The 24340-nt window shown below is 62.1% G+C and carries 24 protein-coding genes; 18 read left to right on the forward strand and 6 right to left on the reverse strand.

What is annotated here, in order from left to right; translation table 11 throughout:
* Positions 1–87 precede the first annotated feature (87 nt).
* The 3 genes from hisG (at position 88) to hisC (ending at position 3287) form a co-directional block, all read left to right on the forward strand.
* On the forward strand, positions 88–723 hold the full coding sequence (gene hisG / locus BM315_RS16220) for an ATP phosphoribosyltransferase (RefSeq protein WP_090502833.1): 636 nt from the start codon (positions 88–90) through the stop codon (positions 721–723).
* A 125-nt stretch (positions 724–848) separates the two neighbouring features.
* Positions 849–2159, forward strand: coding sequence for a histidinol dehydrogenase (gene hisD / locus BM315_RS16225; protein ID WP_090502835.1), 1311 nt, complete (start codon positions 849–851; stop codon positions 2157–2159).
* A gap of 75 nt (positions 2160–2234) precedes the next feature.
* Complete coding sequence (hisC, locus tag BM315_RS16230) at positions 2235–3287, forward strand: histidinol-phosphate transaminase (protein ID WP_090502837.1); 1053 nt, start codon at positions 2235–2237, stop codon at positions 3285–3287.
* Between the two features lie 83 nt (positions 3288–3370).
* Here hisC and BM315_RS16235 read toward each other — a convergent pair whose 3' ends face one another.
* The 3 genes from BM315_RS16235 to algW all read right to left on the reverse strand — a co-directional run bounded on the left by BM315_RS16235 (position 3371) and on the right by algW (position 7408).
* Complete coding sequence (locus BM315_RS16235) at positions 3371–4087, reverse strand: DUF4198 domain-containing protein (protein WP_090502839.1); 717 nt, start codon at positions 4085–4087, stop codon at positions 3371–3373.
* Positions 4088–4101: 14 nt separating this feature from the next.
* Positions 4102–6180 (reverse strand): TonB-dependent siderophore receptor, encoded by a 2079-nt coding sequence (locus tag BM315_RS16240; RefSeq protein ID WP_090502841.1) that lies wholly within the window; start codon positions 6178–6180, stop codon positions 4102–4104.
* A gap of 85 nt (positions 6181–6265) precedes the next feature.
* Complete coding sequence (algW, locus tag BM315_RS16245; protein ID WP_090502843.1) at positions 6266–7408, reverse strand: Do family serine endopeptidase AlgW; 1143 nt, start codon at positions 7406–7408, stop codon at positions 6266–6268.
* A gap of 110 nt (positions 7409–7518) precedes the next feature.
* On the opposite strand from algW, the gene BM315_RS16250 reads away from it, so the two are divergent.
* The 3 genes from BM315_RS16250 (at position 7519) to cysN (ending at position 11241) form a co-directional block, all read left to right on the forward strand.
* Positions 7519–8277: a Nif3-like dinuclear metal center hexameric protein gene (locus tag BM315_RS16250; protein WP_090502845.1), complete on the forward strand. Its 759-nt coding sequence runs from the start codon at positions 7519–7521 to the stop codon at positions 8275–8277.
* Positions 8278–8420: 143 nt separating this feature from the next.
* A complete protein-coding gene (gene cysD, locus BM315_RS16255) occupies positions 8421–9338 on the forward strand; it encodes a sulfate adenylyltransferase subunit CysD (RefSeq protein WP_090502847.1) in 918 nt (305 codons plus the stop codon).
* 1 nt (position 9339) lies between these two features.
* A complete protein-coding gene (cysN, locus tag BM315_RS16260; protein ID WP_090502849.1) occupies positions 9340–11241 on the forward strand; it encodes a sulfate adenylyltransferase subunit CysN in 1902 nt (633 codons plus the stop codon).
* Between the two features lie 164 nt (positions 11242–11405).
* Here cysN and BM315_RS16265 read toward each other — a convergent pair whose 3' ends face one another.
* The gene (locus BM315_RS16265; RefSeq protein WP_090502851.1) at positions 11406–11846 is read right to left on the reverse strand and encodes a Z-ring associated ZapG family protein; all 441 of its coding nucleotides are present in this window, start codon (positions 11844–11846) and stop codon (positions 11406–11408) included.
* A gap of 133 nt (positions 11847–11979) precedes the next feature.
* Here BM315_RS16265 and BM315_RS16270 point away from each other — a divergent pair, with 133 nt between their 5' ends.
* From BM315_RS16270 to zapE, 3 genes are all read left to right on the forward strand, one after another.
* Entirely contained in the window at positions 11980–12609 is a 630-nt protein-coding gene (locus tag BM315_RS16270; RefSeq protein WP_090502853.1) for an alpha/beta hydrolase, read from the forward strand.
* Between the two features lie 144 nt (positions 12610–12753).
* Positions 12754–14100, forward strand: a complete 1347-nt coding sequence (locus tag BM315_RS16275; protein WP_090502855.1) for a tryptophan--tRNA ligase — start codon at positions 12754–12756, stop codon at positions 14098–14100.
* Positions 14101–14272: 172 nt separating this feature from the next.
* Positions 14273–15367, forward strand: coding sequence for a cell division protein ZapE (gene zapE / locus BM315_RS16280; RefSeq protein ID WP_090502856.1), 1095 nt, complete (start codon positions 14273–14275; stop codon positions 15365–15367).
* Between the two features lie 110 nt (positions 15368–15477).
* Here the strand turns inward: zapE and BM315_RS16285 are convergent, their stop codons facing one another.
* The gene (locus tag BM315_RS16285) at positions 15478–16383 is read right to left on the reverse strand and encodes a GlxA family transcriptional regulator (RefSeq protein ID WP_170862235.1); all 906 of its coding nucleotides are present in this window, start codon (positions 16381–16383) and stop codon (positions 15478–15480) included.
* Between the two features lie 238 nt (positions 16384–16621).
* On the opposite strand from BM315_RS16285, the gene BM315_RS16290 reads away from it, so the two are divergent.
* On the forward strand, positions 16622–17761 hold the full coding sequence (locus BM315_RS16290) for an acyl-CoA dehydrogenase family protein (protein ID WP_090502860.1): 1140 nt from the start codon (positions 16622–16624) through the stop codon (positions 17759–17761).
* A 114-nt stretch (positions 17762–17875) separates the two neighbouring features.
* Here the strand turns inward: BM315_RS16290 and BM315_RS16295 are convergent, their stop codons facing one another.
* Entirely contained in the window at positions 17876–18913 is a 1038-nt protein-coding gene (locus BM315_RS16295) for an NADP(H)-dependent aldo-keto reductase (protein ID WP_090502862.1), read from the reverse strand.
* Positions 18914–19162: 249 nt separating this feature from the next.
* Between BM315_RS16295 and rplM the strand changes: the two genes are divergently transcribed.
* The 8 genes from rplM to BM315_RS16335 form a co-directional block, all read left to right on the forward strand.
* Positions 19163–19591 (forward strand): 50S ribosomal protein L13, encoded by a 429-nt coding sequence (gene rplM / locus BM315_RS16300; RefSeq protein ID WP_090502864.1) that lies wholly within the window; start codon positions 19163–19165, stop codon positions 19589–19591.
* Positions 19592–19605: 14 nt separating this feature from the next.
* Entirely contained in the window at positions 19606–19998 is a 393-nt protein-coding gene (rpsI, locus tag BM315_RS16305; protein ID WP_090502866.1) for a 30S ribosomal protein S9, read from the forward strand.
* A gap of 253 nt (positions 19999–20251) precedes the next feature.
* Positions 20252–20845: a ubiquinol-cytochrome c reductase iron-sulfur subunit gene (gene petA / locus BM315_RS16310; protein WP_090502868.1), complete on the forward strand. Its 594-nt coding sequence runs from the start codon at positions 20252–20254 to the stop codon at positions 20843–20845.
* Complete coding sequence (locus BM315_RS16315) at positions 20845–22056, forward strand: cytochrome b (RefSeq protein WP_090502870.1); 1212 nt, start codon at positions 20845–20847, stop codon at positions 22054–22056. The genes petA and BM315_RS16315 overlap by 1 nt, the downstream gene beginning before the upstream one ends.
* A complete protein-coding gene (locus BM315_RS16320) occupies positions 22056–22838 on the forward strand; it encodes a cytochrome c1 (protein WP_090502872.1) in 783 nt (260 codons plus the stop codon). The genes BM315_RS16315 and BM315_RS16320 overlap by 1 nt, the downstream gene beginning before the upstream one ends.
* A gap of 90 nt (positions 22839–22928) precedes the next feature.
* The gene (locus BM315_RS16325; protein WP_090502874.1) at positions 22929–23546 is read left to right on the forward strand and encodes a glutathione S-transferase N-terminal domain-containing protein; all 618 of its coding nucleotides are present in this window, start codon (positions 22929–22931) and stop codon (positions 23544–23546) included.
* 16 nt (positions 23547–23562) lie between these two features.
* On the forward strand, positions 23563–23976 hold the full coding sequence (locus tag BM315_RS16330; RefSeq protein ID WP_090502876.1) for a ClpXP protease specificity-enhancing factor: 414 nt from the start codon (positions 23563–23565) through the stop codon (positions 23974–23976).
* Between the two features lie 139 nt (positions 23977–24115).
* Positions 24116–24340 (forward strand): transposase domain-containing protein (locus BM315_RS16335; protein ID WP_170862170.1); only part of this gene is annotated, 225 nt, incomplete at its 3' end.

Consider the following 24340-nt stretch of genomic DNA (forward strand, 5'->3'; position numbering starts at 1 on the left):
AGTTTTTCAACAGCCTACTAGTGCTGCGCTGCCCAACAACCAGCTCGCACGGGCTGGCTTGCTCCAGCTCCTAAGGAAACCTGCTTCATGCTGACCATAGCGCTATCCAAGGGCCGCATCCTCGACGACACCCTGCCGCTGCTCGCCGCGGCCGGCATAGAGCCGACCGAGAATCCGGACAAAAGCCGCAAGCTGATCATCCCGACCACCCTGGACGACGTGCGCCTGCTGATCGTGCGCGCCACCGACGTGCCGACCTATGTCGAACATGGTGCCGCCGATCTCGGCGTGGCCGGCAAGGACGTGCTGATGGAGTACGGTGGCCAGGGTTTGTACGAGCCGCTGGACTTGCGCATCGCCCAGTGCAAGCTGATGACCGCCGGTGCCGTCGGCGCAGCCGAGCCCAAGGGCCGGCTGCGGGTGGCCACCAAGTTCGTCAACGTGGCCAAACGTTACTACGCCGAGCAGGGCCGTCAGGTCGATATCATCAAGCTCTACGGCTCGATGGAGCTGGCGCCGCTGGTGGGGCTGGCCGACAAGATCATCGATGTGGTCGACACCGGCAATACCCTGCGCGCCAACGGCCTGGAAGCCCAGGAGCTGATCGCCACCATCAGTTCGCGGCTGATCGTCAACAAGGCCTCGATGAAGATGCAGCACGCGCGTATCCAGGCGCTGATCGACACCCTGCGCGAAGCGGTCGAGGCGCGACATCCTGGCTGACGCCACTTAGTGCGGCGTTGAGTCGCACTCGCCTATCCGTGTCATAGCCAAATTCTCAGGTGCCCGCGCGGTGGGCTTGCTAATCTAGCGGCGCCTGAATTTTTGCTATCACACGAGGCTTGACCATGACTGCTCCTCTCGCCATCCGCCGACTCGACGCCGCCGACCAGGGTTTCGCCCGTCATCTGGATCATCTGCTGAGCTGGGAAAGTGTCTCGGACGATGCGGTCAACCAGCGTGTGCTGGAGATCATCAAGGCCGTGCGCGAGCGCGGCGATGCGGCACTGGTCGAGTTCACCAAGCAATTCGACGGCCTGGACGTGGCCTCGATGGACGACCTGATCCTGCCGCGCGAACGTCTGGAGCTGGCCCTGACCCGTATCACCGCGGCGCAGCGCCAGGCGCTGGAAATCGCCGCCGAGCGGGTACGCAGCTACCACGAGAAGCAGGTGCAGGATTCCTGGACCTACACCGAGGCCGACGGCACCGTGCTGGGCCAGAAGGTCACGCCGCTGGACCGCGCCGGCCTCTATGTACCGGGCGGCAAGGCATCCTACCCGTCCTCGGTGCTGATGAATGCGATTCCGGCCAAGGTCGCCGGCGTGCCGGAAGTGGTGATGGTGGTGCCGACCCCGCGCGGCGAAATCAACGAGCTGGTGCTGGCCGCCGCCTGCATCGCCGGGGTCGACCGGGTGTTCACCATCGGCGGCGCCCAGGCCGTCGCTGCGCTGGCCTACGGCACCGAGAGCGTGCCGCCGGTGGACAAGATCGTCGGTCCCGGCAACATCTACGTGGCCACCGCCAAGCGCCATGTGTTCGGCAAGGTCGGCATCGACATGATCGCCGGACCCTCGGAGATTCTGGTGGTCTGCGACGGCCAGACCGACCCGGACTGGATCGCCATGGACCTGTTCTCCCAGGCCGAGCACGACGAAGACGCCCAGTCGATTCTGCTCAGCCCGGATGCCGCCTTCCTCGATCGCGTCGCCGCCAGCATCGCCAAATTGTTGCCGACCATGGAGCGCGCCGAAATCATCCGCGCCTCCCTCGAGGCCCGCGGCGCGCTGATTCAGGTCGCCGATATGGCCCAGGCCATGGAAGTGGCCAATCGCATCGCCCCGGAACACCTGGAGCTGTCGGTGGAAAACCCCGAGCAATACCTGCCGCAGATCCGCCATGCCGGTGCCATCTTTATGGGGCGCTACACCGCCGAGGCGCTGGGCGATTACTGCGCCGGACCGAATCATGTACTGCCGACCTCCGGCACCGCGCGTTATTCCTCGCCGCTGGGCGTCTACGACTTCCAGAAGCGCTCGTCGATCATCCACTGCTCGGCCGCCGGGGCGTCGGAGCTGGGCAAGAGTGCCAGTGTATTGGCCCGTGGTGAGTCGCTGACCGCCCACGCGCGTAGCGCCGAGTACCGCATCAAGCCGTAGGATGGCTGGTGCCGCCTAGGTTGAACGCAGCGATGCCCATCAAAAAACGCAACGAATTCGAGGAGAGAAGGGCAGATGAGCAAATTCTGGAGCCCCTTCGTCAAGGACCTGGTGCCCTATGTGCCGGGCGAGCAGCCGAAACTGGCCAGACTGGTCAAGCTCAATACCAACGAGAACCCCTATGGGCCCTCGCCCAGGGCGATTGCGGCGATGCAGGCCGAGCTGAACGACAACCTGCGCCTGTACCCGGACCCCAACGGCGAGCGCCTCAAGCAGGCGGTGGCCGATTACTACGGCGTGACGCCGGCCCAGGTGTTCGTCGGCAACGGTTCCGACGAAGTGCTGGCGCATGCCTTTCACGGCCTGTTCCAGCATGACAAGCCGCTGCTGTTCCCGGATATCAGTTACAGCTTCTACCCGGTCTACTGCGGGCTCTACGGTATCGCCTCGGAGGCGATCGCCCTGGATGAGCAGTTCCAGATCCGCGTCGAGGATTATGCGCGGCCCAACGGTGGCATCGTCTTCCCCAATCCCAATGCGCCGACCGGCTGCCTGCTGGCCCTGGACGCCATCGAGCGCCTGCTCAAGGCCAATCCGGACAGCGTGGTGCTGGTGGACGAGGCCTATATCGACTTCGGCGGCCAGAGCGCCATCGCCCTGGTGGATCAATACCCGAACCTGCTGGTGACCCAGACCCTGTCCAAGTCGCGTTCGTTGGCCGGTCTGCGCGTCGGTCTGGCAGTCGGCCACCCGCAGCTGATCGAGGCGCTGGAGCGGATCAAGAACAGTTTCAACTCTTACCCGCTCGATCGCCTGGCGATTGCCGGCGCGGCGGCGGCCTTCGAGGATCGCGCCTATTTCGAGCAGACCTGCCGCCAGGTCATCGACAGCCGCGAAAGCGTGGTGGCGGGTCTGCAGGCGCTGGGCTTCGAGGTGTTGCCTTCGGCCGCCAACTTCGTCTTCGCCCGCCATCCGCACAAGGATGCCGCGACCCTGGCCGCCGGCCTGCGCGAGCAGGGGGTGATAGTGCGCCACTTCACGCAGGCGCGGATCGCCCAGTTCCTGCGCATCAGCATAGGCGCGCCGGAGCAGAACCAGGCGCTGCTGGACGCCCTGCAAGGGCTGTAGCCGTTCCTGCATCAACCCCGGATTGCATCCGGGCTACCCAAGGGCCGGCATCGCGCAAGCGCTGCCGGCTTTTCATCACCCGTCTACTCGTGGTGTGCCTCGCCGAGGAAGGTCAGCGAGGCGAACAGGCCGCGGGTTTCGATATCTGGATCATTGGCCACCGGCAAGTAGGCTTCGGCCGCGATGATGTTCAGCCCTTCGTTGCGCACCATGACCTGGGCGCGGCCTGTCGCGTCGGTCTTGGTGCTGATCTGGTGCGGGGCGCTGCGGTAGTCGCCGACCAGTTCAATGCCCGCGGCGGGTTTGCCGTCGATCAGCACGCGCACCGGCAGCAGCTTGCCCACGCCAACTTCGAGCGGGTCGGCCTCCGGCACTATGACCATCTTCAACTGATCGAGCGCCGGTAGGCTGACGCCTTCGTCGCAGATCGCCAGGCTGTATTTGAAGGTATGCAAGGATTGGGTCGATGTGGGCACCTTGCTGCGGCCTTGGTTGATCCACTGCTTATTCGGGGTCAGGGACCAGGGACCGTTGTCCAGCGCCACGGCGACCACGGCTGGCGGGCTCAGCGGTTCCAGGCGGGCGTGGTCGTCCAGACGCTTGAGCGTGACCGGGATCATCTTGCCGCGGCTGTCGTAAGCCCAGGCGCCGCTGATCTTCTCGGCCTTGAAGGCATCGTCCTCAGCGCCATGGCCGTAAATGGTTTCGATATTGCCGCGACGTTGCTCGGTCCAGAGGCCATGGGCGTTGACCTGGCCGATAAACAGGAAGGCGGCGAGGAGAGGTAGGGTCTTTTTCATGGGTTTTCCTTGTTTCACAGGTCGAGTGTCAAGTTGATACTGAGGTTGCGTGGTTCGCCCGGCATGACCCAAACGCTGTTGTACGAGCGTTCGTAGTACTTGCGGTCGAACAGGTTGTTGAGGTTCAAGCCCAGGCGCAGGTCGTCGCTGGCCTGATAATGGGCGAGCAGGTCGACGGTGCTGTAGGCCGGCAACTCGAAGTCGCTACCAGCCTGGCCGGAACGGTCACCTACATAGTTGAGTGCGGCGCCGACATCCGAGCCGCGTAGCCGGCCGTCTTGGAACTCGTAGACGCCGAGCAGGCTGCCGCTGTGCTTGGCCACGCCGAGCAGCGGGCTGCCCTCGGCCAGGGTGTTGTCCTTGGTCACCTCGGCGTCGACGTAGGCGTAGGCGGCGATCAGACGGATCGCGTGGCTGAGCTGGCCGCTCAGCTGCAGGTCAACGCCGCGGCTGCGCGCTTCGCCGGCGGCGATCTGTTCGCCGGGATTGGCCGGATCGGCGGTCAGCACGTTTTCCTTGTCGATGTGGAACAGCGCGATATTGGCGCCGAGACGACCGTCCAGCAGGTCGAGTTTGAGGCCAGTCTCGTAGCCGATGCCTTTTTCCGGGCCGAACACCTGGCTCTGGGAGCCGAGGGTATTCGGTCGCACCGACTGCGAGGCGTTGGTGAACACCGCCACCTGGGGGGTTAGCTGGTAGAGCAGGCCGGCACGCGGCATGACCACGTCCTTTAGCTGGCTGTGCTCGCTGCCCGTACTGCGATTCTCGGCGCGTTGTTCGAAGCGCTCCAGACGCACGCCGAACAGGCCGTGCAGGCGTTCGCTGAAGGCGATCTGGTCCTGCAGGCTGAGGGCTTGACTCTCGGTGTGCTCGAAGAAGTCGTTCGCCGCGACCAGGGCGGGCTTGTCCTTGCCGTATACCGGTGCGTAGATGTTCTGCCCGTAGACCAGCGAGGTGGCGCTCTGCGGGTACTTCAGACTGTTGCGATAGTTCTCGTACTCCAGCCCGACGAGCGGGCGGTGCCGCCAGTTGCCGAGAATCAGGTCGCCGTGCAGCTCCAGTTGGGTGATGCTGTCGTGCCAGGCGAAATCGCGCTGGCGCAAGATACGGCTGACCTGGTCGCCTACCAGTGTGCGCGACTCGCTGGCGTCGCCGCTCATCTCGCCGCGCAGGTACTGGGTGGCTAGGCGCAGGCTCCACTGGTCGTTCAGCAGTTGCTCCAGGCTGGCCTGGAGCAGCTGACTGTCGGTGCGGGTGTCGCCGTCGTTGGCTTCGCCGAGGAAGGTGGAGCGCTTGACCGCCCCCAACTCGCCGTTCACCGCCGGAATGCCGCGGTCGAACACCGCTTCCTGCTGGATAAATTCAGTTTCCAGCAGCAGGCGGGTGTCGGGAGCGAGCTGCCAGCTCAGCGAGGGGCTGAGCACGCGACGCTGGCTGTCGACGTGATCGCGAAAGCTGCCGTTGTCCTCCACCGCCAGGTTGACCCGACCGAGCAGGTCGTGTTGGTCGTCCAGCGGCGCGTTGAGGTCCAGGCTGCTGCGGTAGCGGTCCCAGCGCCCGGCGTTCAGCTTGAGCTGACTGAACTCCTCGCCCTTGGGCTTCTTGGTGACCAGATTGACCGTCCCACCAGGGTCGCTCCGCCCGTAGACGCTCGCCGCCGGGCCCTTGAGCACTTCGATGCGTTCGAGGCTGCCGGCATCCGGCGACGGGTAACTGCCGCGGTTGATGGCGAAGCCGTTGCGGTACAGCTCGCCGGTGCTGAAGCCGCGGATGCTGTAGGAATAGAAGGTCAGGCCGCCGAAATTGTTCTGCTTGGCGACGCCGCCTGCGAAGTCCAGAGCGCGGTCGAGGCGGCTGATATCGAGGTCTTCCAGCACCTGGGCCGGCACCACCGCGATGCTCTGCGGAACCTCCTGCAGGGGCGTGTCGGTCTTGGTCGCGCTGGCCGAACGGGTGGCGCGATAGCCCTGCACGGGGCCGTCGGCCAACTCGGGGCTGGCGCTGATGATGCTGTCTGCGAGGCGGGCGGGGGAATCTGCGGCGAGAGCGCTGGGAGCCAGCAGGCTGGCAAGCAGGGCATAGGTAGTGCGCAAAGGGCGGCTCCAGTCGATTGAGTTTAATGTAATAACATAACATTAAATTCAATTGAGAAGAGCTATCAAATGAAAATTGGACTTGTCAGCTGCCGTTCGCCGGCGGCCGTACGCCGATCTCGGCGCTCAGGTCCATGGGCTTGCCGTTACGCATGATCTCGATGCGGATCTTCTCGCCGGGCTTGGTGCGCGCCACCTGGTTCATCGAGCGGCGGCCGTCGCCAGCCGCTTCACCGTCGATATTGAGGATCAGGTCGCCGGGTTGCAGGCCGGCCTTCTGCGCCGGGCCATCGCGGTAGATGCCGGCGACGACGATACCGGGGCGCCCCTCCAGGCCGAAGGATTCCGCCAGTTCCGGAGTCAACGGTTGCACCTCGATGCCCAGCCAGCCGCGAATCACCTGGCCCTGCTCGATGATCGCCTGCATCACCTCCAGGGCCAGTTTCACCGGAATGGCGAAGCCGATACCTTGCGAGCCGCCGGACTTGGAGAAGATCGCGGTATTGATGCCGACCAGGTTGCCATGGGCGTCGACCAGCGCTCCGCCGGAGTTGCCGGGGTTGATCGCCGCATCGGTCTGGATGAAGTCTTCGTAGGTGTTGAGGCCCAATTGGTTGCGCCCGGTGGCGCTGATGATGCCCATGGTCACGGTCTGGCCGACGCCGAAGGGGTTGCCGATGGCCAGGGTGACGTCGCCGATCTTGATGTTGTCCGAGCGCCCGAGGGTGATCGCCGGAAGGTCAGGCAGATCGATTTTCAGCACGGCGAGATCTGTTTCCGGATCGCTGCCGATGATTCGGGCCAGGGTTTCCCGGCCATCGCGCAAGGCCACCACTATCTGGTCGGCACCCGTGACCACATGGTTGTTGGTCAGCAGATAGCCTTCCGGGCTCATGATCACCGCCGAACCCAGGCTGGATTCCATGCGCCGTTGACGCGGCAGGCTGTCGCCAAAGAACTTGCGAAATTGCTCATCCTCGAACATGGGGTGAGCCGGTTTGCTGATGAACTTGGTGGTGTACAGGTTGGCTACCGCCGGCGAGGCTGTACCCACCGCGGTGGCGTAGGACACCGGACCTTCCTGTGTCGGGCCATAGACAGGCGCCTGGCGTAGTTGTACATCCTGGGTGGGCAGGCCAACCCATTGCGGAAAGTACTGAATGATCAGCAGGGCCGATAACACACCGACCAGCAGGGGCCAGCCGAGAAAACGCAGGGCCTTGAACATCGATGAAATCCTGAAGGTTGCGGGAGGCTGATGCGCCCCTTAAGGTGCGCCATTATAGAGGGGCGATTGCCAATAAGGCAGCGGCCTGTAACAGCTGGTGAGGAATCCATATGGCTATTGCCTTGACCACCCTGGTGGCAGAAGCGCAACGCTACTTGAACGCCGCTCGGATCAGCGATTACTGCCCGAATGGTTTGCAAATCGAAGGACGGCCCCAGGTGCGGCGTATCGTCAGCGGAGTAACCGCGAGCCAGGCCCTGGTCGATGCGGCGGTCGCGGCCGAGGCCGACGTACTGCTGGTGCATCACGGCTATTTCTGGAAGGGTGAGAATCCGTGCATCACCGGGATGAAGCAGCGCCGCTTGAAAACCCTGCTGAGCAACGACATCAGCCTGCTGGCCTACCACCTGCCGCTCGACGTGCACCCGGAGGTCGGCAATAACGTGCAGTTGGCCGCCCAGCTCGAGATTACCGTCGAGGGGCCACTCGATCCGGATGATCCGCGCAGCGTCGGTTTGCTCGGCTCCTTGTCCGAGCCCATGAGTCCGCGCGATTTCGCCAGACGGGTACAGGAGGTGCTCGGTCGCGAGCCCTTGCTGGTCGAAGGCTTGGAGATGGTTCGCCGAATCGGTTGGTGCACCGGTGGCGGTCAGGGCTATATCGACCAGGCCATCGCGGCCGGCGTCGATCTCTATCTGACCGGTGAGGCGTCCGAGCAGACCTTTCACAGCGCCCGCGAGAATGGCATCAGCTTTATCGCCGCCGGCCATCATGCCACCGAGCGCTATGGCGTGCAGGCGCTGGGCGATTACCTGGCGCGCCGGTTCGCCATCGAACACCTGTTTATCGACTGTCCCAATCCCATCTGACGGCGCATGGCTGGCCGGTTCTGCGGGTATAAAGCTAGATCGTTTCGATCTAGATAGCCTCCTGATTAGAAGCGGGTGCTGTGCTAGAGTGCGCCATCGTCCACGGCCCGCCGGCCCAATTTCACTGCAAACCGTGAGTAACCATGCTCGATAAATTGACCCACCTGAAACAGCTGGAGGCGGAAAGTATCCACATCATTCGTGAAGTGGCCGCCGAATTCGACAACCCGGTAATGCTCTATTCCATCGGTAAAGACTCCGCCGTGATGCTGCACCTGGCGCGCAAGGCGTTCTTTCCGGGCAAGCTGCCGTTCCCGGTGATGCACGTCGACACGCGCTGGAAATTTCAGGAGATGTATTCGTTCCGCGACAAGATGGTCGCCGAAATGGGCCTGGAGCTGATTACCCACGTCAATCCGGACGGCGTGGCGCAGAACATCAACCCCTTCACCCATGGCAGCGCCAAGCACACCGACATCATGAAGACCGAGGGCCTCAAGCAGGCGCTGGACAAGTACGGCTTCGATGCGGCCTTCGGCGGCGCCCGGCGCGACGAGGAGAAGTCCCGGGCCAAGGAGCGGGTCTACTCGTTCCGCGACAACAAGCACCGCTGGGACCCGAAGAACCAGCGTCCCGAGCTGTGGAACGTCTATAACGGCAAGGTCAAGAAGGGCGAGTCGATCCGCGTGTTCCCGCTGTCCAACTGGACCGAGCTGGACATCTGGCAGTACATCTACCTGGAAAGCATCCCGATCGTACCGCTGTACTTCGCCGCCGAGCGCGAAGTGATCGAGCGTAACGGCACCCTGGTGATGATCGACGACGAGCGCATCCTCGAGCACCTGTCCGACGAAGAAAAAGCCGGGATCCAGAAGAAGATGGTGCGTTTCCGTACTCTCGGCTGCTACCCGCTGACCGGCGCCGTGGAATCCACCGCCGCCTCCTTGCCGGAAATCATCCAGGAAATGCTCCTGACCCGTACTTCCGAGCGCCAGGGTCGGGTCATCGACCACGATGGTGCAGGTTCGATGGAAGAGAAAAAACGTCAGGGGTATTTTTGATATGTCGCACCAATCCGATTTGATCAGCGAGGACATCCTCGCTTACCTGGCCCAGCACGAACGCAAAGAGCTGCTGCGCTTTCTCACCTGCGGCAACGTCGACGACGGCAAGAGCACCCTGATCGGGCGTCTGCTGCACGACTCCAAGATGATCTACGAAGATCATATGGAAGCCATCACCCGCGACTCGAAGAAGTCCGGCACCACCGGCGAGGACGTGGATCTGGCGCTGCTGGTCGACGGCCTGCAGGCCGAGCGCGAGCAGGGCATCACCATCGATGTGGCCTACCGCTACTTCAGCACCGCCAAGCGCAAGTTCATCATCGCCGACACTCCCGGCCATGAGCAGTACACCCGCAATATGGCGACCGGCGCTTCGACCTGCGACCTGGCGATCATCCTGATCGACGCCCGTTACGGCGTGCAGACCCAGACCAAGCGCCACAGCTTCATCGCTAGCCTGCTGGGCATCAAGCACATAGTCGTGGCCATCAACAAGATGGACCTCAAGGGCTTCGATCAGGGCGTGTTCGAGCAGATCAAGGCCGATTACCTGAAGTTCGCCGAAGGCATCGCGCTCAAGCCGAGCACCCTGCACTTCGTGCCCATGTCGGCGCTCAAGGGCGACAACGTGGTCAGCCGCAGCGAGCGTTCGCCCTGGTACGACGGCCAGTCGCTGATGGAAATCCTCGAGACCGTCGAAGTGGCCGGCGATCGCAACTTCACCGACCTGCGTTTCCCGGTGCAGTACGTCAATCGTCCCAACCTGAACTTCCGCGGTTTCGCCGGCACCCTGGCCAGCGGCATCGTGCGCAAGGGTGACGAGGTGGTGGTGTTGCCGTCCGGCAAGGGCAGCAAGGTCAAGTCCATCGTCACCTACGAAGGCGAGTTGGAACACGCCGGCCCGGGCCAGGCGATCACCCTGACCCTGGAAGACGAGATCGACGTGTCCCGTGGCGACATGCTGGTGCATGCCGACAATCGCCCGCAGATCAGCGACAGCTTCGACGCCATGCTGGTGTGGATGAGCGAGGAGCCGATGCTGCCGGGCAAGAAGTACGACATCAAGCGCGCCACCAGCTATGTGCCGGCCTCGATTGCCAGCATCACCCACCGGGTCGATGTGAACACCCTGGAACATGGCCCGGCGAGCAGCTTGCAGCTGAACGAGATCGGTCAGGTGCGTGTCGCCCTGGATGCGCCCATCGCCCTCGACGGTTACGCCCACAATCGCACCACTGGCGCCTTCATCGTCATAGATCGTCTGACCAACGGCACCGTCGGCGCCGGCATGATCATCGCCAAGCCGGTCGGTGCGCAGCACGCCGACGGCCACCACGGCAAGCTCGCTCACGTCTCCACCGAGGAGCGCGTCAGCCGCTTCGGCCAGCAGCCGGCCACCGTGCTGTTCAGCGGCCTGTCCGGCGCCGGCAAGAGCACCCTGGCCTATGCCGTGGAGCGCAAGCTGTTCGACATGGGCCGTGCGGTCTACGTGCTGGATGGACAGAACCTGCGCCACGACCTGAACAAGGGCTTGCCGCAGGATCGCGCCGGACGTACCGAGAACTGGCGGCGTGCCGCCCATGTCGCGCGCCAGTTCAACGAGGCCGGCCTGCTGACCCTGGCGGCTTTCGTCGCACCGGACGCCGAAGGCCGCGAGCAGGCCAAGGCGTTGATCGGTGGCGAGCGCTTGATCACCGTCTATGTGCAGGCCTCTCCACAGGCCTGTGCCGAACGTGACCCGCAGGGCTTGTATGCGGCGGCAGGCGACAATATCCCGGGCCTGTCCTTCCCCTATGACGTGCCCCTGGATGCCGATCTGGTCATCGACACCCAGAGCCTGTCGCTGGAAGAGGGCGTCAGGCAGGTGCTGGCGCTGTTGCGTGAGCGCGGCGCCATCTAACGGTCGTACGCCCAACAAAAAGCCCCGCTCTCGAGCGGGGCTTTTTGTTGGGTCTGCACCCGTAACGTGCAGCGCGCAGTCGGCATATGGTTTTTCCGCTGATGCGGGGTGTTTTCAGGCTTGCCGAACAGCTGAGCTGCGCACGTGTCCGGCGGCCATAATCTTTAGCGTTTGTTCTTCAGGCCGTAGCTTTCGTCGAGCATGCCCGGTACATCGGCGCTTTTCGGTGCATAGTCCTTGGGCATTTCCTGGGATACCGGAGGCTTCAGGCGCTCGCGCCGTTCGCCGCCGTCTTCTGCATGCAGGCTGGCCAGCAGGCGCTGGCGGGTCAGTTCGTCGAGTGCCAGGCGGTTGGCCCCTTCGGACAGGTGTTGCTGCACGTCCTGATGGCTCTGGGTGAGCTTCTTCACCAGATTGGCAGTGGTATTGAAATGGGTTACCACTTCGCTTTGGTAGGCGTCGAAGCGTTCCTGAATCTCGTCCAACTGGCGTTGTGTGCGGCCGGGGGCTGCATTGGGCGCAAGGCGGGCAATCAGGAAGCCGATGGCAATGCCGGCTACCAGGGTGATGGCCGGTAGCAACCAGGCTGTGAGCGTCTGTTCCACGAGTCCTTCCTCTCTAAACGGCTTTGCTTTACGTTAACGGCTGGAACCTGCGCTGTATACCGCAATGTAATGCTGTGCGACGCAGGCTGTCAGCTAGACGAGTCGACCCTCTGAGAGGTCACGGAGTTCACCGTTGCTCACCCGCGAAACCCCCGTTTTGATCGATGGCCCCTGTGGCCAGTTGCAAGCCCTGTCCCTCGACCTAAGCGAAGCGCACGGCGTTGCGCTGATCTGCCATCCCAATCCGGCGCAGGGCGGGACCATGCTCAACAAGGTCGTCTCGACCCTGCAGCGCAGCGCTCGCGATGCCGGTCTGGCTACCCTGCGCTTCAATTATCGCGGGGTCGGTAGCAGTGCCGGCAGCCATGATATGGCCAGCGGTGAGGTGGATGATGCAGAGGCCGTGGCCCATTGGCTGCGCCAGCGCTACCCGCAGCTGCCCCTGACCCTGCTGGGTTTCTCCTTCGGCGGCTTTGTCGCCGCCAGCCTCGGTGGCCGCCTGGAAAACCAGGGGGTGGAGCTGGCGCAGTTGATCATGGTGGCGCCGGCGGTCAACCGGCTGACTGCCGAGAATCCGCCGGCGCAGCGCTGTCCGCTGACGTTGATTCAGCCCGAGGCCGATGAGGTGATAGATCCGCAGGTGGTTTATGCCTGGTCCGCCGGCTTGGGGCGTGCCCATGAGCTGCTGAAAGTGGCAGAATGCGGCCACTTTTTTCACGGCAAGCTTACTGATCTCAAGGATCTGCTGCTGCCGCGTCTCTGATCTGCTGCGCGTCGGCCTGGCGTCGTTAAAAACAGGCTCGGAATGCTCATTTACCCAAGTAAACTCCGCTTCCTCGCCTGTTTTTGCCTAGCCAGGCTCTAGCTCGCGAGATCAGAAGATGGCTCAAGTAAAGCGAACCTGAACATGACCACTCGTATCCTTACCGGCATCACCACCACCGGCACCCCGCACCTCGGCAACTACGCCGGCGCCATTCGCCCGGCGATAGTCGCCAGCCGCGCTGCCGATGCGGATTCATTCTATTTTCTCGCCGACTACCATGCGCTGATCAAGTGCGACGAGCCGGCGCGCATCCAGCGCTCGCGCCTGGAAATCGCCGCCACCTGGCTGGCTTGCGGTCTGGATGTGAACAAGGCGACCTTCTATCGCCAGTCGGATATCCCGGAAATCCCCGAGCTGTGCTGGCTGCTCACCTGTGTCGCCGGCAAGGGTCTGCTCAACCGTGCGCATGCCTACAAGGCATCGGTGGACAAGAATGTCGAGCAGGGCGAAGACCCGGATGCCGGCATCAGCATGGGTCTGTTCAGCTACCCGGTGCTGATGGCCGCGGATATCCTGATGTTCAATGCACACAAGGTGCCGGTCGGTCGCGACCAGATCCAGCACGTGGAAATGGCCCGCGACATCGCCCAGCGCTTCAATCACCTGTTCGGCCAGGGCAGGGAGCTGTTCACCCTGCCCGAGGCGGTGATCGAAGAGGATGTGGCGACCCTGCCGGGCCTCGACGGGCGCAAGATGAGCAAGAGCTACGACAACACCATCCCGCTGTTCGGCAGCGCCAGGCAGCTCAAGGATGCCATTGCCCGCATCGTCACCGATTCCAGGCTGCCCGGCGAGGCCAAGGATCCGGACAGTTCCCATCTGTTTACCCTGTATCAGGCCTTCGCCGCACCCACGCAGCAGGCGGATTTTCGCGCCGCGCTGGAGGCCGGACTGGCCTGGGGCGAAGCCAAGCAGCAATTGTTCCAGCTGCTCGAGGCCGAGTTGGGCGAGGCGCGTGAGCGCTACCACGCCCTGATCGAAAGGCCGGCCGATCTAGAGGACATCCTCCTGGCCGGGGCGGCCAAGGCGCGCAGGATCGCCACGCCGTTCCTCGGCGAGCTGCGCGAGGCGGTCGGCTTGCGTTCGTTCCGCAGCCAGCCAGTCGGTGCCGAGAGCGGCAAGAAGAAGGCGAGCAAGAGTGCGCGCTTCGTCAGTTTTCGCGACGAAGACGGCAGCTTCCGCTTCCGCCTGCTGGATGCGAGCGGCGAGCAACTGCTGCTGTCCAGGTCGTTTGCCGATGGCAAGTCGGCCGGGCAGGTGAACAAGCGTCTGCAGTCGGGCGAGCCGCTGGATCTGCGCGAAGAGGGCGACGCCTTCGGGGTATGGCTGGATGGTGAATGCGTGGCGCAAAGTCCCTCGTTTGCCGACAGCAGCGCCTGTCAGGCGGCGATCCTGCGCCTGCGCGAGGCCTTGGCCCCGCAGGAATGACGGGCTGGAAGGTGGCTTTGTGGGAGGGGCTTTAGCCGCGATGCATTGGCACCGGCAAGCGGTCGCGGCTAAAGCCCCTCCCACGGACCGGTACGCCGTCTATAAGCCGATTGCCAAGCGCGGAGGGCGTCGCTAAAGTGACGCCCCCGTTTTACTTGCCCGGCTAACGAATATGACTCCCCTAGCGCGCTACCAGGCTGACCTCGAACGTCCCGAATTCTTCCATGATGCCGCCCAGGAAACCGCAGTGCGTCATCTGCAGCGCCTGTATGACGACCTGGTCGCCGCCGACAAGGGTGGTCCCGGCGTGTTCGGCAAGCTGTTTGCCAGAAAGCCACAGGGACCGGTCAAGGGTCTGTACTTCTGGGGCGGCGTCGGTCGCGGCAAGACCTACCTGGTCGATACCTTCTTCGATTCGCTGCCGTTCGAGCGCAAGGTGCGCACGCACTTCCACCGCTTCATGAAGCGCGTGCACGAGGAGATGAAAACCCTCAAGGGCGAGAAGAACCCGCTGGTGATCATCGGCAAGCGCTTCGCCGACGAGGCACGGGTGATCTGCTTCGACGAGTTCTTCGTCTCCGACATCACCGACGCGATGATTCTCGCCACCCTGCTCGAGGAGCTGTTCAAGAACGGCGTGAGCCTGGTGGCGACCTCCAACATCGTGCCGGACGGCCTGTACAAGGACGGCCTGCAGCGTGCGCGCTTCCTGCCGGCCATCGCCCTGCTGAAAGAGCACACCGAGATCGTCAATGTCGACAGCGGCATCGATTACCGCCTGCGTGCGCTGGAGCAGGCCGAGCTGTTTCACTGGCCGCTGGACGCGGCGGCCGAGGCGAGCCTGGAAAGGAGCTTCAGGAGCCTGTTGCCCGAGCACTGCGTGGTGCAGGAAAACGAAGCGCTGGTGGTCGAGAACCGCAGCCTGACTGCGCGCAAGGTCGGCGACGATGTGGCCTGGTTCGAGTTCCGCGAGCTGTGCGATGGCCCGCGCAGCCAGAACGATTACATCGAGCTGGGCAAGATCTTCCACGCGGTGCTGCTGGCCAACGTCGAGCAGATGGGCGTGGCCAAGGAAGACATGGCCCGGCGCTTCATCAACCTGGTGGACGAGTTCTACGACCGCAACGTCAAGCTGATCATTTCCGCCGAAGTCGAGCTGAAAGACCTCTACAGCGGCGGTCGCCTGAATTTCGAGTTCCAGCGCACCCTCAGCCGGCTGCTCGAGATGCAGTCCCACGAGTTCCTGGCGCGGCCGCATAAGCCTTGAAGGCTAGGGCATGAGGGAAGAGGAATGAGGTTGTGCCGGTCTCGCTGACGGGCACTATCTCCATCTCCATCTCCATCTCCATCTCCATCTCCATCCTCATCCCCATCCCCTTAGGCGTGGCCGTCCTGGTGCTGAAACTGGCGGCGATAGAGGTTGGGTGACAGCTGGGTGTGCTGGCGGAACAGGCGGGCGAAGAAGCTGGCGTCGTCGTAACCGACTTCATAACTGATGGTCTTGATGCTCTTGCGCGTGGCGCTGAGCAGGCTCTTGGCCGTTTCGATGCGCAGTCGCTGCAGGTAATGCAGCGGCTTGTCGCCGGTGGCGCCCTGGAAGCGGCGCATGAAGTTGCGGATGCTCATGCCGTGTTCGCGGGCCACGTCCTCGAAGCGGAACTTGTCGGCGAAGTGCTCCTCCAGCCATTGCTGGATCTGCAGGATGGTCAGGTCGTGGTGCAGCTTCTGCCCGCCGAAGCCGATGCGCCCAGGGGTGTAGTTGCGCTGCACTTCGTAGAGGATGTCGCGGGCCACGCCCTGGGCCACGCTGGCGCCGCAGTAACGCTCGATCAGGTAGATGTAGAGGTCGCAGGCCGAGGTCACACCGCCGGCGCAATACAGATTGTCGGCATCCGACAGGTGCTTGTCCTGATTGAGCGGTACCTTGGGGAAGCGCTCGGCGAACTCGCGGAAGAAGCGCCAGTAGGTGGTGGCTTCCTTGCCGTCGAGCAGGCCGGCCTCGGCCATCCAGAACACCCCTTTGGCTTCGCCGCAGATCGCGCTACCGGCCGCATGACGCTCTTGTAGCCAGCTGAGTATTTGCGGATGGCGCTGGCGAAGGGCGTCGAAGTCATCCCAGAAGGTGGGCAGGATGATCACGTCGGCGGCGTCGAGGCCGCCGTCGACCGGGATCATGACATTGCTGAAGCTGCGCACCGGCTGGCCGTCCGGGCTGACCAGGTTGATCTCGAAGGTTGGCGTCGGGCCGAGCCCCTGCTGTTTGCCGTAGCGCAGGCTGGCCATGTGGAAGAAGTCCTTGGCCTGCATCAGGGTCGAGGCAAATACTCCTTCGGTGGCGAGAATGCTGACGCGGCGCAAGGGCGATGACTGCTGAGTGAGCATGGTTAGTGTTCTTATCAAGGCTAAGTGGTCATTGGCTGGCGGGATCGTCTTATTTTTTGGCTGTTGTGTCCAGTGCGACCAAGCGTTTGCTTGGTTAAAGTCAAGGGCTCCCTAATTCGCTGCGTCGCAAGGTGCCACCATGATCCCCAGAACCCTGTTCAGCTCAGACCATGAGCTTTTCCGTGACAGCGTACGCAAGTTTCTCGAGCAGGAGGCCGTGCCCTTTCATGCGCAGTGGGAAAAGGATGGGCATATCGACCGCCAGCTGTGGAACAAGGCGGGCGAGGCGGGCATGCTCTGCTCGCATATCCCGGAAGAATACGGCGGCATGGCGGCCGATTTTCTCTACAGCGCGGTGGTGATCGAGGAGGTCGGCCGGCTGGGGCTGACCGGCATCGGTTTCTCCCTGCATTCGGACATAGTCGCGCCTTATATCCTGCATTACGGCTCAGAGGCGCTGAAGCACAAATACCTGCCGAAGCTGGTGTCCGGCGAGATGGTCACGGCCATCGCCATGACCGAGCCGGGCGCCGGCTCCGACCTGCAGGGGGTGAAGACCACGGCGGTGCTGGATGGTGACGAGTACGTGATCAACGGCTCCAAGACCTTTATCACCAACGGGTTTCTGGCCGATCTGGTGATCGTGGTGGCCAAGACCGATCCGAAGGCCGGGGCCAAGGGCACCAGCCTGTTTCTGGTGGAGGCCAATACGCCGGGCTTCACCAAGGGCAAACGCCTGGAAAAGGTCGGCATGAAGGCCCAGGACACCTCCGAGCTGTTCTTCCAGGATGTGCGCGTGCCCAGGGAGAACCTGTTGGGTCAGGCTGGCATGGGCTTCGCCTACCTGATGCAGGAACTGCCCCAGGAACGCCTGACCGTCGGTATCGGTGCCCTGGCCTCGGCCGAGGCGGCGTTGCACTGGACCCTGGACTACACCCGTGAGCGCAAGGCGTTCGGCAAGGCGATTGCCGATTTCCAGAACACCCGCTTCAAGCTGGCCGAGATGGCCACGGAAATCCAGGTCGGTCGGGTGTTCGTCGATCGCTGTCTCGAGTTGCACCTGCAGGGCAAGCTGGATGTGCCGACCGCGGCGATGCTCAAGTACTGGGGCACCGACCTGCAGTGCAAGGTACTCGACGAGTGCGTGCAGCTGCACGGCGGCTACGGTTACATGTGGGAATACCCGGTGGCGCGGGCCTGGGCCGATGCCCGGGTGCAGCGCATCTATGCCGGCACCAACGAGATCATGAAGGAGATCATCGCGCGTTCGTTTATCTGAGTGCAGGGCGAGGTTGTTGATTGTAGGAGCCCGGGGGCGCCTAGTTCTTGCTGGCGATCAGCTCTTATGGCCAAGCATCGCCAGCAAGCTGGCTCCTACAGGTAGTGGCAGGTGTCAGGGCGCCGGGTTGGGCTGCGCCTTGTGGATCGCCTCAATGCCGGCCAGGACTTCGTCGCTCAGCTTCAGCTCGCTGCTCGCCAGGTTGGCCTCCAATTGCTCCATATTGGTGGCGCCGATGATGTTGCTGGTGACGAAGGGTTGGGTGGTGACGAAGGCCAGGGCCATCTGTGCCGGATCCAGGCCGTGCTCGCGGGCCAGGGCGACATAGCGCGAGCAGGCCGTCTCGGACTGCGGGTTGGTGTAGCGGGTAAAGCGGCTGTACAGGCTGATCCGTGCGTTGGCCGGGCGGGCGCCGCCTTCGTATTTGCCGGACAGCATGCCGAAGGCCAGCGGCGAGTACGCCAGCAGGCCGCACTGTTCGCGCATGGCGACTTCCGCCAAACCGACCTCGAAGCTGCGGTTGAGCAGGTTGTAGGGGTTCTGGATCGACGCCGCCCGTGGCCATCCGCGGTTCTCGGCCAGTTGGAGGAATTTCATGGTGCCCCAGGGCGTTTCGTTGGATAGACCGACGTGGCGGATCTTGCCGGCCTTGACCTGTTCGTCGAGCACCGCCAGGGTTTCTTCCAGGGCGGTGAACGCGCTGTCCTGATGGCGATAGCCGAGCTGGCCGAAGAAGTTGGTCGGGCGTTCCGGCCAGTGCAGTTGATAGAGGTCTATCCAGTCGGTCTGCAGGCGTTTGAGGCTGGCGTCCAGTGCGGCGATCAGGTGTTCCCGGTTGAACTTCAGGTTGCCGTCGCGGATGTAGTCGATGCCGTTGCCGGGGCCGGCGATCTTGCTCGCCAGTACCCAGTCGGCGCGATCGCCATGCTGCTTGAAATACTCGCCGATGATCTGTTCGGTTTTGCTGTAGGTCTCGGCGCGTGGCGGCACTGGGTACATTTCGGCGGTGTCGATGAAATTGACGCCATGCGCTTTGCTGCGCTCGATCTGGGCGAATGCCTCGCCAATGCGGTTCTGTTCGCCCCAGGTCATGCTGCCGAGGCAGAGGGCGCTGACGCGCAAATCCGTGCGGCCTAGTTGTCGGTAGTCCATGTGCTGCTCCTTATTCGCAAATCAACCATGCAAGCAGGTTGAATTTATTTCCGCAATCGGCATAATTGCGCACCTCTTTCTGCGGTGGAAGTGATGCGCCGCCTGCCGAAGAATCTTGCCGTATTACGGACGCGCTGACCCGAGCCCCCGATAGCGCCTGTTTTCGGCTGCCTTTGACTTGTCAAAGTAAGCACTATTCAGTAAGATCCGCCGTCTTATTTATCAGGGCGGCCCCTGAGGCTATAAAGAATGAAAACTTTTACTGCTAAACCGGAAACAGTAAAGCGCGACTGGTTCGTCGTCGACGCTGCGGGTCAGACACTGGGTCGTCTGGCTACCGAAATTGCCAGCCGTCTGCGTGGCAAGCACAAGCCTGAGTACACTCCGCACGTAGACACCGGCGACTACATCGTCGTGATCAACGCCGAGCAGGTACGTGTTACTGGTGCCAAGACCACCGACAAGATGTACTACTCTCACTCCGGTTTTCCGGGCGGCATCAAGTCGATCAGCTTCGATAAGCTGATCGCCAAGGCGCCAGAGCGTGTGATCGAGACCGCGGTCAAAGGCATGCTGCCGAAGAACCCGCTGGGTCGCGACATGTATCGTAAGCTGAAAGTGTATGCGGGCGCTGCTCACCCACACACTGCTCAGCAGCCCCAAGAACTGAAGATTTAACGGAATAGTTCATTATGTCGGCGACTCAAAATTACGGCACTGGCCGTCGCAAGACTGCAACCGCTCGCGTTTTCCTGCGTGCCGGTACTGGCAAAATCTCCATCAACAACCGTACCCTCGACGGTTTCTTCGGTCGCGAAACTGCCCGCATGGTAGTTCGCCAGCCGCTGGAACTGGTTGAGATGACCGAGAAGTTCGATATCTACGTCACCGTTCTCGGTGGTGGCGTGAGTGGTCAGGCTGGCGCAATCCGCCACGGTATCACTCGTGCGTTGATGGACTACGACGAATCGCTGCGCCCTGCCCTGCGCAAGGCTGGCTTCGTGACTCGCGACGCGCGTGAAGTGGAACGTAAGAAGGTTGGTCTGCGCAAAGCGCGTAAGCGTCCGCAGTACTCCAAGCGTTAATTCGCTTCTTGCGTTCAAAAGCGCCCGGTTTCCTTTTGGAACTGGGCGTTTTTTTTGGGTGGCTGGTTGTGCTGCGGCATCATGTCGCAGCCTTGCGCGCCGTGCGCTGTAAGGGCTGAGCTGTTTCCTGCAAGGTAATTGCCTTGTCAGAAAAGGGGCTTTTCTTTACCATTTGGCGGATTTTTTGCGCGACTCGATTTTTACTTAGTAGAGGCCTGAACAACAGGCCACAAAGCCGATGGGAGACGACTGAATGAGCAATGACGGCGTGAATGCAGGCCGACGTCGCTTCTTGGTGGCGGCCACCTCTGTGGTGGGTGCTGCTGGAGCGGTGGGTGCCGCGGTCCCGTTCGTGGGGTCATGGTTCCCGAGCGCGAAGGCTAAAGCTGCCGGTGCACCTGTGAAGGTGAACGTAAGCAAGATCGAGCCTGGCCAGCAAATGGTTGCCGAGTGGCGGGGGCAGCCAGTGTTTATCGTGCGCCGTACCGAGGAAATTCTCAGCAACCTGGGAAAGATCGAGTCGCAATTGGCCGACTCCGACTCCCAGGCCTCCGATCAGCCAAGCTATGTCGATACGAAAACCCGTTCGATCAAGCCGGAGGTGTTGTTGCTGGTAGGTCTGTGCACTCACCTCGGTTGCTCGCCATCTTTCCGGCCTGAAGTGGCGCCGGCGGATCTGGGCGGTGAATGGGTGGGGGGGTATTTCTGCGCGTGCCACGGGTCTCGCTATGACCTGGCCGGGCGCGTTTACAAAGCGCAGCCAGCGCCCCTGAACCTGCCGGTGCCGCCGCACACGTACGAGTCGGATGATGTGATCATCATCGGTGTGGATCAGGAGCAAGCATGATGAGTAAGTTCATGGAATGGGTGGATGCACGCTTCCCGGCCACCAAGATGTGGGAAGACCATCTGAGCAAGTATTACGCACCGAAGAACTTCAACTTCTTCTACTTTTTCGGCTCCCTGGCACTGCTGGTGCTGGTCAATCAGATCGTCACCGGCGTCTGGCTGACCATGAGCTACAACCCCTCGGCCGAAGAGGCGTTCGCCTCGGTCGAGTACATCATGCGCGACGTCGAGTACGGCTGGGTCCTGCGCTACCTGCATTCCACCGGCGCCTCGGCGTTCTTCGTCGTGGTCTACCTGCACATGTTCCGCGGTTTGCTCTACGGCTCCTACCAGAAGCCGCGCGAGCTGGTGTGGATCTTCGGCATGCTGATCTATCTGATGCTGATGGCCGAGGCCTTCATGGGCTACCTGCTGCCATGGGGTCAGATGTCCTACTGGGGCGCCCAGGTGATCATCTCGCTGTTCGGTGCCATCCCGGTGATCGGCGCCGACCTGACCCAGTGGATCCGTGGTGACTACCTGATTTCCGGGATCACCCTGAACCGCTTCTTCGCCTTGCACGTGGTTGCGCTGCCGATCGTGATTCTCGGTCTGGTGGTGCTGCACATCCTGGCGCTGCATGAAGTCGGCTCGAACAACCCCGATGGCGTCGAGATCAAGAAGAAGAAGGATGCGAACGGCATACCGCTCGATGGTATTCCCTTCCATCCCTACTACACGGTGAAGGACATCGTCGGCGTAGTGGTGTTCCTGTTCATCTTCTGCTTCGTGGTGTTCTTCTTCCCGGAAATGGGCGGCTACTTCCTCGAGAAGCCCAACTTCGAAGTCGCCAACCCGTTCAAGACGCCTGCGCACATCGCGCCGGTGTGGTACTTCACGCCGTTCTACGCGATCTTGCGGGCAATCCCGGACAAGCTGATGGGTGTCATCGCCATGGGTGGCGCGATTGCCGTGCTGTTCGTGCTGCCGTGGCTGGATCGTAGTCCGGTCAAGTCGATGCGTTACAAGGGCTGGCTGAGCAAGATCTGGCTGCTGGTGTTCTGCGTGTCCTTCGTGATTCTGGGCGTGCTGGGCGTGCTGTCGCCGACCCCGGGCCGCACTCTGCTGTCGCAGGTGTGTACCTTCCTGTACTTCGCGTACTTCATCCTGATGCCGTTCTATACCAGGATGGAGAAGACCAAACCGGTTCCGGAAAGGGTGACTGGCTGATGAAAAAGCATTTTGCAGCACTGATTATCGCGCTTCTGCCGGGCCTGGCGTTTGCCGCTGGCGGTCTTGAGTATCCGTTGGACAAGGTCGAGATCGATCTGACCGACAAGGCCGCCATGCAGGATGGTGCGCGTACCTTCGCCAACTATTGCATGGGCTGTCATAGCGCCAAGTTCCAGCGCTATGAGCGGGTGGCCGATGACCTGGGTGTCCCGCATGAATTGATGCTGGATAACCTGATCTTCAACGATGCCAAGATTGGCGACCACATGAAGATCGGCATGCAGCCCGACGATGCCAAGGCATGGTTCGGTGCTGTGCCGCCGGATCTGACGTTGGTCGCCCGCGTACGCGGCACCGACTGGCTGTATACCTACCTGCGTACCTTCTACGATGACCCGAGCCGTCCGCTGGGGGCCAACAACAAGGTATTCCCGAACGTCGGCATGCCCAACGTGCTGGTTGGGTTGCAAGGCAAGCAGGTGATCGGGTGCAAGCAGGTCCAGGTGGTCGAGGGCGACAAGAAGCAGTTCGATCCGTTGACCGGCACGCCTATCACTCATGAGGCCTGCGATCAGTTGGCCGTCGAGCCGAAAACTGGCGCCCTGAGCGAGGAGGAGTTCGACACCAAGATCAAGAACCTGGTGACCTTCCTGGCTTATTCGGCCAACCCGGTGAAGCTGGAGAGTCAGCGTATCGGCACCTACGTGCTGCTCTATCTGGCATTCTTCTTCGTCTTCGCCTACCTGCTCAAGCGTGAGTATTGGAAGGACGTGCATTAATCGATTGTCGTTTCAATGTTGTCCTGCGCGCCCCTTTGGGCGCGCAGTTTTTTCTGCTTCCAATAACCTATATAAGCGAGGAGGACCGCCATGGGCGTGACCAATCGGTTGGCCTGTTACTCCGACCCCGCCGACCACTATTCCCACCGCGTACGCATCGTGCTCGCCGAGAAGGGTGTCAGCGCCGAGATCATCAGTATCGAAAAGGGCTGTTACCCGGCAAGACTGCTGGAGGTCAACCCTTACGCCAGCTTGCCGACCCTGGTCGATCGTGATTTGGCACTGTACGAGTCGACAGTGGTGATGGAATACCTGGATGAGCGCTATCCGCATCCGCCGCTGTTGCCGGTTTATCCGGTGGCGCGGGCCAACAGCCGTCTGCTGATTCACCGTATTCAGCGCGATTGGTGTGCTCAGGTCGATCTGATCCTCGACTCGCGCAACAAGGAGCCGGCTCGCGTGCAGGCGCGCAAGGAGCTCCGCGAGAGCCTCACCGGCGTTTCGCCGCTGTTCGCCGACAAGCCGTACTTTCTCAGCGACGAGTTGAGCCTGGTGGATTGCTGCTTGTTGCCGCTGCTCTGGCGTTTGCCGGTGCTGGGCATCGAGTTGGCCAAGCCGGCCAAACCGTTGCTCGATTACATGGACCGTCAGTTCGCTCGTGAGGCCTTTCAGGTCAGTCTTTCCCCCGTTGAGCGCGATATGCGCTGAAGCTGAGGAGGCTTTGATGAACTCCAGTCGTCCTTACCTGGTTCGTGCGCTTTACGAGTGGATAGTCGACAACGACTGCACTCCGCATTTGTTGGTCAATGCCGAGTTCGTCGGTGTGCAAGTACCGCCAGGCTTCGCCAGCGATGGGCAGATCGTGCTTAACGTCTCGCCCAGTGCGGTACGTCATCTGCACATGGATAACGATGCGGTAAGCTTCGAGGGCCGCTTCGGTGGCACGCCATACAGTCTGTATGTCCCGACTGCGGCCATACTGGCAATTTATGCGCGGGAGAATGGCCAGGGCATGGTCTTCGATCTGGAACCGCCGGTGCCGGATGATGAAGACGGCGATGGTCCCGATGATCAGGGGCCGCCAGATGGCGAGCCGCCGCGTCCCAGCGGGCGACCCAGTCTGAAGGTGGTCAAGTGATACCCAGCCTCAGGTTGCAATCCATGAGCTTCAAATAAAAACCGGGCCAACGCCTAATGCCGATCAGTTAAGCCCTCTTGCTTGACCTTTGGCCGCAAGAAATCAAAATCCGATGCCAGTATTGGCATCGGATTTTTTTATGCGTCTCGCTCGGGCACTGGAACTCACCCACAACATCGCCTCCACTCCCAGCGCAATCGAGGGACTGGATGCCTTACTCGATCCTTCTTTGGTCGAGCAGGCACTCGAGCAGGCAGGTGTAGCGACCCTGCGCAAGCGGCGTTTGCCGCTGGAAATGATGCTCTGGTGCGTAATCGCCATGGCGTTTTTCCGGCGCATGTCGGCGTGGGATGTGGTCAGCCGC

The organism is Pseudomonas borbori, from assembly GCF_900115555.1.
GTDB lineage: Bacteria > Pseudomonadota > Gammaproteobacteria > Pseudomonadales > Pseudomonadaceae > Aquipseudomonas > Aquipseudomonas borbori.